Source organism: Desulfococcus sp. (genome assembly GCF_041737845.1).
Taxonomy (GTDB): Bacteria; Desulfobacterota; Desulfobacteria; order Desulfobacterales; family Desulfococcaceae; genus Desulfococcus.
In genome coordinates, this window is sequence record NZ_JBGSQX010000088.1 from 11,150 (window position 1) to 23,895 (window position 12,746).

The 12,746-nt window shown below is 61.9% G+C and carries 13 protein-coding genes; 1 reads left to right on the forward strand and 12 read right to left on the reverse strand.

The window, feature by feature from the left end:
* The first annotated feature begins 36 nt into the window (after window positions 1-36).
* Window positions 37-870: an alpha/beta hydrolase gene (locus ACEW8N_RS10175; RefSeq protein ID WP_373499705.1), complete on the forward strand. Its 834-nt coding sequence runs from the start codon at window positions 37-39 to the stop codon at window positions 868-870.
* Here the strand turns inward: ACEW8N_RS10175 and ACEW8N_RS10180 are convergent.
* The 12 genes from ACEW8N_RS10180 to ACEW8N_RS10235 all read right to left on the reverse strand — a co-directional run bounded on the left by ACEW8N_RS10180 (window position 816) and on the right by ACEW8N_RS10235 (window position 12,501).
* Window positions 816-2,189, reverse strand: a complete 1,374-nt coding sequence (locus ACEW8N_RS10180) for an ATP-dependent 6-phosphofructokinase (RefSeq protein ID WP_373499706.1) — start codon at window positions 2,187-2,189, stop codon at window positions 816-818. The two genes, ACEW8N_RS10175 and ACEW8N_RS10180, sit on opposite strands and share 55 nt — an antisense overlap.
* A gap of 206 nt (window positions 2,190-2,395) precedes the next feature.
* Window positions 2,396-3,370, reverse strand: a complete 975-nt coding sequence (locus ACEW8N_RS10185; RefSeq protein WP_373499707.1) for an SIS domain-containing protein — start codon at window positions 3,368-3,370, stop codon at window positions 2,396-2,398.
* A 49-nt stretch (window positions 3,371-3,419) separates the two neighbouring features.
* Window positions 3,420-3,971 (reverse strand): DUF4468 domain-containing protein, encoded by a 552-nt coding sequence (locus ACEW8N_RS10190; RefSeq protein ID WP_373499708.1) that lies wholly within the window; start codon window positions 3,969-3,971, stop codon window positions 3,420-3,422.
* A complete protein-coding gene (locus ACEW8N_RS10195) occupies window positions 3,968-4,510 on the reverse strand; it encodes a nitroreductase family protein (RefSeq protein ID WP_373499709.1) in 543 nt (180 codons plus the stop codon). Before ACEW8N_RS10195 ends, ACEW8N_RS10190 begins: the two co-directional genes overlap by 4 nt.
* A 196-nt stretch (window positions 4,511-4,706) precedes the next feature.
* Entirely contained in the window at window positions 4,707-5,615 is a 909-nt protein-coding gene (locus ACEW8N_RS10200; RefSeq protein ID WP_373499710.1) for a TIGR01777 family oxidoreductase, read from the reverse strand.
* Between the two features lie 67 nt (window positions 5,616-5,682).
* Window positions 5,683-6,399: an enoyl-CoA hydratase/isomerase family protein gene (locus tag ACEW8N_RS10205; RefSeq protein WP_373499711.1), complete on the reverse strand. Its 717-nt coding sequence runs from the start codon at window positions 6,397-6,399 to the stop codon at window positions 5,683-5,685.
* A 121-nt stretch (window positions 6,400-6,520) separates the two neighbouring features.
* Window positions 6,521-6,658, reverse strand: a complete 138-nt coding sequence (locus ACEW8N_RS10210; protein WP_373499712.1) for a hypothetical protein — start codon at window positions 6,656-6,658, stop codon at window positions 6,521-6,523.
* Window positions 6,659-7,043: 385 nt separating this feature from the next.
* Window positions 7,044-8,264 carry an aspartate kinase gene (locus ACEW8N_RS10215; RefSeq protein WP_373499713.1) on the reverse strand — a complete coding sequence of 407 codons (1,221 nt, stop codon included), beginning with the start codon at window positions 8,262-8,264 and terminating at the stop codon, window positions 7,044-7,046.
* Window positions 8,264-8,752, reverse strand: a complete 489-nt coding sequence (gene tsaE, locus ACEW8N_RS10220; RefSeq protein ID WP_373499714.1) for a tRNA (adenosine(37)-N6)-threonylcarbamoyltransferase complex ATPase subunit type 1 TsaE — start codon at window positions 8,750-8,752, stop codon at window positions 8,264-8,266. Before tsaE ends, ACEW8N_RS10215 begins: the two co-directional genes overlap by 1 nt.
* Window positions 8,749-9,195, reverse strand: coding sequence for an rRNA maturation RNase YbeY (ybeY, locus tag ACEW8N_RS10225; protein ID WP_373499715.1), 447 nt, complete (start codon window positions 9,193-9,195; stop codon window positions 8,749-8,751). Before ybeY ends, tsaE begins: the two co-directional genes overlap by 4 nt.
* Window positions 9,098-11,497 carry an HD family phosphohydrolase gene (locus tag ACEW8N_RS10230; protein WP_373499716.1) on the reverse strand — a complete coding sequence of 800 codons (2,400 nt, stop codon included), beginning with the start codon at window positions 11,495-11,497 and terminating at the stop codon, window positions 9,098-9,100. The genes ybeY and ACEW8N_RS10230 overlap by 98 nt, the downstream gene beginning before the upstream one ends.
* A complete protein-coding gene (locus ACEW8N_RS10235; protein ID WP_373499717.1) occupies window positions 11,494-12,501 on the reverse strand; it encodes a PhoH family protein in 1,008 nt (335 codons plus the stop codon). The genes ACEW8N_RS10230 and ACEW8N_RS10235 overlap by 4 nt, the downstream gene beginning before the upstream one ends.
* Between the last annotated feature and the right edge of the window lie 245 nt (window positions 12,502-12,746).

Sequence of the window (12,746 nt, forward strand, 5' to 3'; positions counted from 1 at the left end):
TACCCCCCCAACCCTCTCGATCAGGAAGAATGACGGATGCTTGCCAAAACCCTGGTATCAACCCTTCTCTGGGTCTTTCTGGTGTATCTCGCCTACTGCGCCCTCCTCTACCTCGTCCAGCGGCAGATCGTCTTTCCGGCGGGTCTGACGGGGCCGGCCGCGGGCCCCCCGGCCCTGCCCGGTCTCGAGGTCATTGAGGTCCGCGCCGGCGGGATTCGAACCGAGGCGTGGTTCCTTCCCCCCGCCGCCGCGAAAGGCGGGCAAAGGCATCCCGCAATCCTCTTCGCCCACGGCAACGCCGAGTTGATCGACGGATGTCTCGGGGAATTCATGCCCTTCACCCGCCTGGGAGCGGGGCTCCTCCTGGTGGAGTATCCCGGATACGGCCGGTCCCGGGGGTCGCCGTCCCAGGCCGGCATCGGGGATGTTTACGCGGCGGCCTATGACTGGCTCGCGGCCCGGCCGGACGTGGACTCGGACCGCATCGTCCTTGCCGGCAGGTCCCTGGGCGGCGGGGTTGCCTGCGATCTGGCGGCAAAACGGCCGTCCGCCGCCATGATCCTCATCTCCACCTTCACCAGCGCCCGCGCGTTCGCGGTGAGGTACCTCGCGCCGGGGTTCCTGGTCAGAGACCCCTTCGACAACCTGTCGGTGGTCCGGTCTTACGAAAAGCCGGTCCTCGTTTTCCACGGCCGCGGGGACGACGTCATCCCCTACGCCCACGGCGCCGCCCTGGCGGCCGCTTCGTCCAGGAGCCGCCTCGTCACGCTCGACTGTGCCCACAACGACTGCCCCCCCGACCGCGCCGCCTTTTTTCAGGAAGCGGAGCGCTTTCTCCGCGGCGCGGGGGTGCTCCCCCCCGCCCCCTGATCGTTTTTCAGGGAGCCCTGCCCCGTCGCATCGAGGATGCTCTGCCAGAGGCGGCCGTCGGGGTTGATCTGCTTCCGCCTTCCGGCGGAAGCCGCCATGGGGATGTGCACGAAGTGGTTGTTCCAGTGGCCCAGGAGGAGCCGGGTTTTGCCGGCCATGGCCGCATGCACCGCGTTCCGGCCCAGGAAGCTGCAGAAGACGTGGTCGTTGGAGTTGGCCGGGAGGCTTCGAATGATGTAGCTGGGATCGATATACTTCAGCGAGACATCCGTGTTCCGGTCCTTGAAATAGGCAAGGATACGCTCCTTGAGGAAGGTGCCGATATCGTGGAGCTTGACGTTTCCCGACGGGTCCCTCTTGCCGGATGCGTCGAAGAATTTCTGGCCCGCCCCCTCGGCCACCACGATGACCGCATGCCCCCGCTCCGACAGCCGGCCTTCCAAGGATGTCAGGAGCCCCTTGGGCCCGTCAAGATCGAAATCGACCTCGGGGATGAGGACAAAATTGACGTCCTGCTGGGCCAGGGTGGCGGTGGCCGCGATAAAGCCCGAATGCCGCCCCATGAGCTTGATCAGGCCGATGCCGTGGGGAAACCCCCGGGCTTCGTTGTGGGCGGCACGGATCGACTGGGTGGCAAGGTCCACGGCGGTGTCGAACCCGAAGGAGCGGGAGACCATGTGGATGTCGTTGTCGATGGTCTTTGGAATGCCCACCACGCTGATTTTGAGCTTACGGCGCTGGATGGTGTCGCTGATCTCCGAGGCGGCCATCAGTGTCCCGTCGCCCCCCACCATGAACAGGATGCCCACGTTCATCCGCTCGAGACAGTCGACAATGGCCTCCACATCCTGGGGCCCCCGGGAGGAGCCCAGAAACGACCCGCCCTTCCGGATGATATCGCCCACCACGTCGGGGGTGAATTCCACAACGTCATGGCCGTATTCGGGGATGAAGCCCTGAAGGCCGTAGCGGATGCCGTAGATATTCCGGACCCCGTATCCGAAATACAGCTCCAGGACGACCGACCGGATGATGCCGTTGAGCCCCGGGCAGAGACCGCCGCAGGTCACCAGGGCGCACCGGAGTTTGCTGGGATCGAAGTAGATCTTCCGCCGGGGGCCGGCCTTCTCGAAGGAGGATATCTTCCCTTTGGCCTCGATCGTCTTTTCAAAGCGCCGGGCGTCCACGTCGATAAGCACCCGGTCCTCATCGTTCACGAAATGCCGGTTGCCGTCCAGTTTCCGCCCCTCGATGGGCGACGAAATCCTGGCGTCGCCCAGGGTCGGAATGTCGGTGTCCACAATATCGAAGGATTCCATCGCGCGCCTGCCTTTTCGGAAGCCATGCCTGATGGCCATGTAAAAAGTCGATTTTCAGACGGTTTCGCAAAAAAATTCGAGATACGGCTTGCGAATCCCGAGGAATGAGACATACCTGAAGCACCCCGCAGCGACGAGGGATACGCGTAACGCAAGATATCGGACTTTTTACGGAACCGTCATGCCTGTGCCTGCTTCGCGGGTCTCTATGTGCCGTTGAACTTGAAGCTTCCCTTGCCCAGGATGTCGTGAAGATGGACCACGCCCAGAACGACGCCGTTGACATCGGTGACCGGAAGCACGGTGATCTCGAAGGACTCCATGATATTGAGGGCGTCATAGGCCGGAAGCGCTTGACGGACGGTCTTGGGACCGGGCGTCATGACCTCCCGCGCCGACAGGCTGAAGATCGAAGCGCCCCGGGCCAGCAGCCGCCGGATATCGCCGTCGGTGATGATTCCCGAGAGGGTCAGGTCCGGCTTGACCACCAGGGCGACGCCGATGCTGGCCCGATCGATGACGGCGATGACCTCGGCCATGGCGTCGACCTCGCGGACGGTGGGGAGGGATCCGGTCATCATGAAGTCCGACACCCTCATGGACAGGCGCTGGCCCAGCGCCCCCCCCGGATGGAACCGCCTGAAATCCGACGACTCGAAATGCTTCTCGTTGATGAGCACCACCGCAAGGGCATCCCCCATGGCCAGGAGCGCCGTGGTGCTGGTGGTCGGGGCAAGCCCCATGGGGCAGGCCTCCTTTTCGACCCCGACGTCGATCACCAGATCGCTGTTCCTGGCGAGGGTGGAGCGGGGGTTGCCGGTAAAGGCGATGATCCTGCAGCCGATGCCGCGGATGACCGGAAGGAGAATATTGAGTTCGTCGGTCTCGCCGCTGTTGGAGAGGGCCAGCAGGATGTCGTCCGGGCAGACCATTCCCAGATCGCCGTGCATGGCCTCGACCGGATGGAGAAACATGGACCGCGTTCCGGTGCTGTTGAAGGTCGCCACGAACTTCCGGCCGATGATGCCCGACTTGCCGATCCCCGCGACAATCAGCCGCCCGGTGGATTCGCAGATGAGATCCACCGCCCTGCTGAAATTGTCGTCGATATGATCGACCAGATTCAGGATGCCTTCGGCCTCCAGCCGAAGGACGCTTTTCGCACGTTCGAGAATGTCCATATGCAGACGCCGCCAGTCGGTATCCGTCCCGGGAGATGAGGGTCCGGGGCTACCAGTCATCCTTGGGGGGTTCTTTTTGGAATAGGTCCACCAGGGCATCGACGGCGGACATCAGTTGGGGCCGAATCGCTTCCATGTCCGGTTTCAGGATCTCATCGAAACCGTGAAACCCGACCAGGGCCATATCCGAGAAGGTGGTCCGGATTCTGCCGTCCTTGGTTTCGACCGTGACCGTAAACCGGAAATCTAACCGGTCCGGGCCGCCCCATTTGGAGGGCCGAGAATGGGGGAAGGATGTCTTGCCGATGATGGTTCCCTGATCCCGGTTGGCGTATTGGATGATGTCGATGTCCGACGAGAAGCTGCCGGAAATCCACATCTTCGCGCCTTCGAACAGCTCCTCTCTGGAAAATCCGGGGAGCTCCGAGACCTGCCGGATGAACAGGTCCTCCTGGGCGGCCGGCTCCGGAGGCGGTGCGCTTTTGCAGCCGATCAGCAGCACGGCGCACAGCCCCATCATCACCAGCAGCCCCCAAAGCCCCGGTATCGGCCCGGCCGCGGCTGCCGTTCTGCCCGGCTCCGGCATCCAGCGCCTTTTCAAAACGATTCCCAGTGGACGAATTCGTCGATCTCCCTGCGCTTGGGCGCGCTCGGGGTTTTGGCGGGATATCCCAGCGGGATGAGGGCCACCAGATCGTGGGTATCCGGGACACCCAGGACGGCCCCGGCCTGGTCGTGGTCCATGAGGCCCACCACCACGGTGCCGAGCCCGAGGGACCAGGCGGCCAGGCAGAGGGTCTGGGCGGCGATGCCCAGGTCGAACATGTACCAGTCCCCGAACTTGGTGGAGGCCTTGCCGTCGTAGTATCCGGACACCCCTTTCCGGCCGCAGACGGCCAGCACCACGGGCGCCGCCGCCACGGATTTCAGCGCGGGGTTTTTCGGGGCGACCGCTTCCTGAAGCTTCCGCTTGGTCGCCTCTTCCCGGACCACCACGATGTCCCAGCACTGGCAGTTGGTCCACGAGGGCGCGAAGCGGACGGCCTCGAGAATCTTTCCCAGGGCCTCGTCCGGAACCGGTCGCTCCTCGTATTTTCGAATGCTTCTGCGGGAGAGTACGACATCCATCCACTCCGTCATCAGCGATCTCCTTTTTGATCCGTTAGAAAGCACGGGCGGTCTCATCGGCGACTCGAGCGCCGCCATGCCGCTGTTTCTTTCCATGCCGTGCGGTTCGCCGTTTTCGTGTCCCTCATGCCATGGAAGGGGCCTCCGATGCAACAGATAATATCACCCCGCCGCCCTTCAGCGCGGCATCGGGGGCTTTCTTCGGGCCTCACCCGCGAATCAGGTGTTTCAGGGCCGGGGCGATATCCGGGTATTCAAACCGGAAGCCGCTGTCGAGGAGCCTCACGGGAAGCACCCGCTGGCTGGAAAGAAGCACCCCGCCCAGTTCGCCCAGGGCCGTCCGGATCACGCATCCCGGAACCGGGACCAGGGCGGGCCGGAGCAGCACCCGGCCCAGGGCCTTGACGAAGGTCCGGTTCTGAACCGGATTCGGGGCGGTCAGGTTCACCGGCCCCGCTACCTTGGCATCCGTCAGCGCGAACAGGATGGCCGACAGCAGGTCGTCCATGTGGATCCATGGGAACCAGTGCCGGCCATCGCCCATCGGCCCCCCAAGACCCAGCCGGAACGGCGGCAGCATCTGCTTCAATGCCCCGCCGCTTTTATCCAAAACGATACCGAACCGGGCGATCACCACCCGGACGGCGGTATCCCCGGCCGCCAGCGCAGCCGCTTCCCAATCCCTGGAAAGGTCCGCAAGGAAGCCCTCTCCCCGGGGCGACGCCTCGGTGAGGATTTCATCCCCGCGGTCGCCGTAGTACCCCACCGCCGATGTGCTGACCAGAACCCGTTCCCTCCCGGGGTCTCCACCCAGGGCCGCCGCGATGTTGCGGGTCGTGGCGACGCGGCTTTCGTAGATCTGCGCCTTGGTCCGTTCCGTCCAGTAGCTGAAAATGGAACGGCCCGTCAGGTTGACGACGGCATCAGCCTCCCGAAGCCCCTCCTGCCAGGGACCTTCCCGGCTGGTGTCGGCGGAGACATACCGGAAATTCGGATGACGGATTCCTTCAAAATCCGGTCGGCTGCCGACGGCGGCAACCCCATGGCCCTTTTCCAGGAGAAGGGCCGACAGCCGCGTACCCACAAATCCCGTTCCGCCGGTAATCCAAATGTTCATGATTCACCTCCGAGAGATCGACCCTTCGGGAAGGCGCGGCCGGATGCAAGAAGCGGCGCCTGCCGGGTCAATCGATATTGAATCGTCCGGATTCGATGTAAGGAACATCCTCCACGTCGAGGGCATGGAGGATATCCCTGTACAGCCTGGCTTTCATCTCCCTGAGAATTTCCCGCCGCTTGACAAGCCCCCTGCCGAAGGCCATGGCCTCCGGAACGAGGCGCTCCAGGGTGCAGGCTTTCGTGACAATGTGGTGGCGGGCGCATTCCTCGGCCGTCAGGCGGATTCCGGTGTGGTGCATCTCCTCGAGTTTGTACATGGGGATGGCTTTTTTCAGCAGGGCCAGCATGCCCGGCAGAAACGGAATGCCCAGGTCGACCTCCGGAAAGCAGAAATATCCCCGGTCCGAGCGCATGAACCGGAAATCGAAGGCGCAGGACCAGATGGCGCCTCCGGCAAAGGAATGGCCGGTGATGGCGGCCACGGTGATCATGGGATAGGTCAGGGTCCGCCTGAAGAGCCGGTTGAGCAGATAGAAAAAATCCGTGGCCGCTGCCGTATCCTGGCTCCGGATGATCGGCGTGAGCCACTCCAGGTCGATGCCGTTGCAGAAAATTTTCTCGTGCGACGACCGCACCACGAGGACGGCGGCATCGGTCTCCGCCTCGATGCGGTCCAGTGCGCTCAAAACCGCGTGGATGAAATCGGGATTGAATCGATTCTCACCGGCGCCCAGGGTCAACAGCGCCGTTTGTTCCTCCAGGACATACTCCACCATGGCCATCCCCACATCCTCCCCGGCTTGAAATTCAGACCCGGCGCTCCCTCCTCACAAAAGGCATCGGGTCAAGCAAAAAGGGCAGCCGTATCAGGCCGCCCTTTCTTTAGACTGTCTGACCCTGAATTTAGGAGCAGCAGTTGCTGGTGGTTCCGCAGCCCGAGCAACCGCCGCCGCCGCTGCTGCTGGGCCTGAACTCGGCGTTGCAGGTGAGCTTGAACCCGATGTCCATGAAATCGACCTTGATCGGCTTCACTTTTTCCATGAAATCCTCGTTGATGAGGTACGTAAACCCATCAATCTCTCTCGTCAGATCGCCATCCCGAGGCTCATCCAGAGCCATCGCCAGGGACGGGCCGCCTCAGCCGCCTTCGTTCAAAAAAATACGGATGGGTTCGACATTCTTGCCTTTGAAATATTCCTGAAGTTGCGTCGTTGCCGACGGCGTTACCTCGAGCATGCTTTTTCCTCCTTGGATAATGTATCATGAGACAATTCGCTCATGAACTTGAAATTTCATCTAATCTATTCATGGGGATTGACGTTGTCAATCAAAAAGAGAGCATTTTCCGCGCCACGATCACTCCCGCCAGAACCAGGGCCAGAAGGGCGGCGGCCAGAAGCTGCTCCGGGTCGAAGCGCCTCATCTTTTAGAGGTCGCTGTCCAGCCCGAACGCCGTATGAAGGGCACGAACGGCCAGCTCGGCATACTTTTCCACGATGACGCAGGAGATGTGGATCTCGGAGGTGCTGATCATCCGGATGTTGATATTTTCCGCGGCCAGGGTCGAAAACATTTTCGCAGCCACCCCCGAATGGCTCTTCATCCCCACGCCCACGACCGAGATCTTGGCGATGCCGTCGTCCCCGTATACCCCCTCGGCCCCGATCTCCGCCGCGACCCGCTGCTCGATTTCCATGGCGGCCTTGTATTCCGTCCGCGGCACGGTGAACGCGATGTCATTGGTCCCGTTTTTGGGGGACGACTGAATGATCATGTCCACCACGATGCCGGCCTCGGCAATGGGGGTCAGCACCCGGGCCGCGATGCCGGGCTGGTCCGGCACGCCCTTGACCATGATGCGCGCATCGCTCTTGCTGCAGGTGATCCCGGAGACCATGAGGCGCTCCATATCACATTCCTCGCTCCAAACCATCGTACCCTCCTCCTCCGAAAATGATGAACGCACGTGAATGGGGACATTGTATTTCTTGGCAAATTCCACGGAGCGGATCTGAAGGACCTTCGCGCCGAGGCTGGCCATCTCGAGCATCTCGTCATAGGCGATTTTTCTGATTTTCCTGGCCTTGCTGCAGATGTTCGGATCCGTGGTGTAGACCCCGTCGACATCCGTGTAGATCTCGCAGACATCGGCCTTGAGCGCCGCGGCGATGGCCACCGCCGAGGTGTCGCTCCCGCCCCGGCCGAGCGTCGTGATGTTTCCCTCGCAGTCATGCCCCTGGAATCCGGCGATCACGACGATGTTCCGCCCGTTGAGGAACGACCTGATCCGATCTGCGTGGATATCCAGGATCCTGGCGTTGCCGAAAGCGCAGTCCGTCCGGACCTCCGCCTGAAACCCCATCAGGGACCGGGCCGGATATTTCATGGCCATCAGGGTCATGGCGAGGAGGGAGGCCGTCGTCTGCTCGCCCGTGGCCAGCAGCACGTCCAGTTCCCGCTTTTCCGGCCGGTCGGAGATCCTGCGGGCCATCGAGATGAGATTGTCCGTCACGCCGGCCATGGCCGAAAGGATGACCACCACGTCGTTGCCCGCTTCATAGGTTTTGGCGACCCTTGCCGCGACTTTCTGAATACGTTCGATATCCGCGACCGATGTCCCCCCGAATTTCTGTACAATTACCCCCATCATTTCTCCTTAAAAACATGTTCCAGATCATTGACCAATTTGACCATCCCGGGTCCATGGGCGATCAGCCGGATCCCGCGCCGATCCTCGCCGGCCGCTTCAAGATGGACGGCAAGATATTCAGAAAACGCATTCCCGCGGCACCGCTCCGCCCACTCGACCGCCGCGACGCCGCCGCCGTACAGGGCTTCATCCAGGCCGATATCCGCAACCCCCGCGCCCGCGTCCAGGCGATACAGGTCGATATGATAAAGCGGGAGCCGTCCGGGATATTCGTTGATCAGGGTATAGGTCGGGCTGGTGACGTAATACTCCTCGGGCACCCCCAGCCCCCGGGCCAAGCCCTGCACCAGCACCGTCTTCCCGCTTCCCAGGTCGCCGTAGAGCGCAATGATGGCCCCGGGGGCGACCCGCAGGCCGATCTCCCTGCCGAGGTCACGGGTCTTCTCGGGGGATTGCGACACAAGGGTGAGGACGGCCGGGTTCATGCTTCGATTTCCCGAATCAGGGAGGTCAGTGCCCCGCTCTTCTCCTCCATGCGGCGCGCTTCCGCCTCGCTATTTTCGTGGTCGTACCCCATAAGGTGGAGGATGCCGTGAACCAGAAGCTCGTCCACCCGAAGGGACAGGCCGATCCCCATCTCCTCCGCTTCCCGGCCGGCGGTATCCAGGGAGAGCACGACATCTCCCAGGAGGTAAGGAGTCACATGGGCGAATTCCCCTTCCTGCATGGGAAAGGCGATGACGTTGGTCGGCCCTTCCCGGTTGAGATATTCCTGATTGTACAGAGCCATCTCGCGGTCGTCAACGATCAGGATGGAAAGCTCGGCATTTTCACAGCCCAAGACGTTTAAAATGGTCTGGGCCTTCTTCCTTAGGCTGTCCTGGGAGACGTTGAACCGGCTTTGATGGTTGGTGATCAGCACGCTCATGGGTGTCCTTGCCGTCCTTTGCGGCGTTCTTCTCGGGATAATCGATGCGATGGTGATGGATCCCGTTGAGGATCTTGTTGAAGCTCTTGGCAATCCGGTGAAGGTCCTTCAGGGTCAGTTCGCAGTGATCCAGCTGGCCGTCTGAAAAAATCTTGTTGATAAGGCTCTGGACGAGTCCCTGGATGCGGGACGGGTTCGGGTTCTCCAGGGTCCTGGAGGCGGCCTCGACAACATCGGCCAGCATGACCAGGCCGATTTCCCGCGTCTCGGGTTTGGGGCCCGGGTACCGGAAATTTTCCATCTTGACCGCCTGCTCGCCCCGGAGCTTGACGGCCTTGTCGTAAAAAAACCGGATCAGGCTGGTCCCGTGGTGCTGCTGGATGGCATTGATGATCTCCTTGCCCAGCTTGTGCTTCCTGGCCAGCTCGACCCCCTCTTTGACGTGGGAGATCAAAATCAGGCTCGACATGGACGGGGCGAGTTTGTCGTGCCGGTTTTCACACTGCATCTGGTTTTCAATGAAATACAAGGGCTTGTTGATCTTCCCGATATCGTGATAATAGCCGCAGACCCTGGCGAGGATCGGGTTGGCCCCGATCTCGGCCGCCGCGGCCTCCACCATGGACCCCACCACCACGGAATGGTGGTAGGTCCCGGGGGCCTCCATCATGAGCCGGCGAAGGATGGGCTGCTCCAGGTTGGCCAGCTCCAGCAGGGTGATGTCCGTCGTGTAGCCGAAGGCCAGCTCCATCATGGGCACGATGCCCGCGGTGATGATGCCCGCCGCGATGCCGGAAACAAAGGCGAAGACCCAGACCCAGATGATATCGAAGCCCGGCACGCCCCGGATGTAGACGGCCGCCCCGCTGACGAGGAGAATATTCAGGAAGCCCAGCCGGATGCCCGCCTTGATGAACACCTTCCGCTCCCGGCAGTTCTGCATCCAGTGAGCGCCCATCAGGCTGCTCAGGAAGAAATAGAGAAAAATCTCAAACCGCCCCTGGAAGATCACGGCCGTGCAGGCCGACACCACCGCGGCAAACGAGACGGCCGTGCCGAATCTCAGAAAAAGGCAGACGGTCATGGCCCCCGCGGCCATGGGAATCCCTGCAAAAAGGGTGTCTTCGGAAGCCACGATCGGCGTATTTCGGGCCACGGCCTTGAACAGGGTCTCCGACGCATTGGGGAGGAGCAGGAAAATGATCATCATCACCGAGAGAAACATCACGGCCTTGTTGCTGTCGAGGAGCCCGCTGCCAAGTTGTCGGGTCTGGAGGAAGTAGACGATGATCAGCATGGAGAGGATCAGGATGAGCCCGCCCGCGCCCCGGACGTAGCCCTTTTCCAGGCGGCTCTGCTGCCGCAGGCTGTTGAGCTTGAGAAGCTGGACCTCAGTCACCCGCTCCCCCTCGCGGAGGAGCATCTCGCCGGCCTTGATCTGGTATAATATCGGTTTGACGGCCTCCGCGGCCGCCGCCTTCCGCTCCTCGGTCTCTCTCCGGTTCAGGGTGATGTTGGGCTGAAGCAGCCTCTGGGTGAAGTCCACGATCAGGTTGGATGCGGTATAGCTGAGGTCGCCCAGGAGCGGCTTGCCGACGATCCTCACCATGGCCTTGGCCTGGTCCAGGCCGTAGAACTGCTCCAGGTTGTGGACCGCCTTCTCTTCCACGGAGTCGACGGTCCGAAGGATGATGCCCCGGTCGGCATCCCGCATCAGCAACTCCTTGTTGGATACCACCCCGTTGGTGAGGATCCGGTCGATGATCCCTAGGATCAGGGTGGGGATCTCGAAGGAAAAACCCTCCTTTTCCAAGACATTGAAGGCACCGGTGCTGACGGTGATGCCGAGCTTCTTCTCGAAGGCGTCCTTCTGCTGCCATCCCCCGCGGGGCGCCTCCCCGGGCGGGCTTTCGGCGGCATCCGCCGGCGCCGGAGCGCCGTCCGGCGTCCCGGCCGCGCCGGCGGCCTCTTCGGGTTCGTGCATCATGGCGAATGCACCTTCCACGTTCCCCCGGATGGCCTCGATCAGGGCCTTGTTGTGGTCATATACCGTCAGCACCGCTTCGGCGGCCTGCTGCCGCTTTTTTTCCGTGCCCGCCAGGTCTTCGATAAAGAAGTCCCGGGGCGCCTTGATATCGCGCTCGGCCACATCCCCCAACTGGTAGTCATGCCTTCTGATAATGGTATTGGGGTAGAGAAGCGTCGTGAAGACCGTCATGACCAGGACCAGCAGGATCCACTTGACCGGCCCCGTGCTCTCCAGCACCGAAAACACATGGCTTTTGGCTTTTTCGAGAGTCATTTGTCCATCCGTTTCAACTCGTCCAGCTTTTCGTAGGCGTCGATGACGTCCTGCACCAGGCGGTGGCGGACGACATCGGTCTTCGAAAAAAAGACGAACTCAATGCCCTTGATGTTCCGGAGGATATCCCGGGCTTCGATCAGCCCGGAGATCCGGTGGGGAGGGAGGTCCACCTGGGTGACGTCTCCGGTGATCACGGCTTTTGAGTTGAACCCGATGCGGGTCAGAAACATCTTCATCTGTTCGGAGGTGGTGTTCTGGGCCTCGTCGAGGATGATGAAGGAATCGTTCAGGGTCCTGCCGCGCATGAAGGCGATGGGCGCCACCTCGATCACGTTCTGCTCCATCAGCTTCGACGCCTTCTCGAACCGCATCATGTCATGGAGCGCGTCGTAGAGCGGCCGCAGGTAGGGGTCCACCTTATCGGTCAGGTCCCCCGGAAGAAACCCCAGCGTCTCGCCGGCCTCGACGGCGGGGCGGGTCAGGACGATCCGGCTGACCACCCCCTTGGACAGGGCCGCCACCGCCATGGCCATGGCCAGGTAGGTTTTCCCGGTGCCGGCCGGCCCGATGCCGAAAACGATGTCGAACTGCCGCATGGCATCGATATAGGCCTTCTGGGAAGGGCTCTTGGGCGTAATGGAGCGTTTTTTGGAGGTCACATAGACCGTGTCCAGAAAGATGTCCTTCAGGCGCGTCCGGTCATCGTGACTCAGGACGCTGACGGCGTAGTCGATGTCGTTGGGATAGACGGGATACCCGTTTTTCAGGAGATCGTAAAGCTGCTCGAGGATGTTCCGGACCAGGGCCGCCGGGATCGGATCGCCATCAATGAACACCGTGCTGCCCCTTGCGTGAATGCGGCAGTCGGTCGCGTCGGCGATGCGAAGGAGATTGCGGTTGTGCTCCCCGAAGAGCTGCCGGGCCAACTCGATGTCCGAGAAGGAGACCTTGCCGATGTTCTGCTGATGATCCGCCGGGGCTTCCCCCACATGGTTTTCCATTGATTTTTCCGCGGTATTGGGTTGACAATCTGCCTGTGCGGCGGCCCTGTCAACGGCCGACACACCTGTCCGGGGGAGCGGCTGTTCGTTCCCGGCGCATTCGGATCTCCCTACCACAAGTGTTTCAGCCTTTGCAAACGGCATTTTATCATCCGCCGAGGGGCTAGCCCCGACACGGCACGCGCCGCAACGGCCGCGCCGCTTTTCGGGCGGGGCGTCTTCCTCCGCCTTCCGGTGCCGACTGC

Coding starts and splice junctions, on each gene's coding strand:
- ACEW8N_RS10175 (WP_373499705.1), top strand. CDS start 37: ATGCTTGCCAAAACCCTGGTATCAACCCTTCTCTGGGTCTTTCTGGTG.
- ACEW8N_RS10180 (WP_373499706.1), bottom strand. CDS start 2,189: ATGGAATCCTTCGATATTGTGGACACCGACATTCCGACCCTGGGCGAC.
- ACEW8N_RS10185 (WP_373499707.1), bottom strand. CDS start 3,370: ATGGACATTCTCGAACGTGCGAAAAGCGTCCTTCGGCTGGAGGCCGAA.
- ACEW8N_RS10195 (WP_373499709.1), bottom strand. CDS start 4,510: ATGACGGAGTGGATGGATGTCGTACTCTCCCGCAGAAGCATTCGAAAA.
- ACEW8N_RS10200 (WP_373499710.1), bottom strand. CDS start 5,615: ATGAACATTTGGATTACCGGCGGAACGGGATTTGTGGGTACGCGGCTG.
- ACEW8N_RS10205 (WP_373499711.1), bottom strand. CDS start 6,399: ATGGCCATGGTGGAGTATGTCCTGGAGGAACAAACGGCGCTGTTGACC.
- ACEW8N_RS10210 (WP_373499712.1), bottom strand. CDS start 6,658: ATGGAAAAAGTGAAGCCGATCAAGGTCGATTTCATGGACATCGGGTTC.
- ACEW8N_RS10215 (WP_373499713.1), bottom strand. CDS start 8,264: ATGGGGGTAATTGTACAGAAATTCGGGGGGACATCGGTCGCGGATATC.
- tsaE (WP_373499714.1), bottom strand. CDS start 8,752: ATGAACCCGGCCGTCCTCACCCTTGTGTCGCAATCCCCCGAGAAGACC.
- ybeY (WP_373499715.1), bottom strand. CDS start 9,195: ATGAGCGTGCTGATCACCAACCATCAAAGCCGGTTCAACGTCTCCCAG.
- ACEW8N_RS10230 (WP_373499716.1), bottom strand. CDS start 11,497: ATGACTCTCGAAAAAGCCAAAAGCCATGTGTTTTCGGTGCTGGAGAGC.
- ACEW8N_RS10235 (WP_373499717.1), bottom strand. CDS start 12,501: ATGGAAAACCATGTGGGGGAAGCCCCGGCGGATCATCAGCAGAACATC.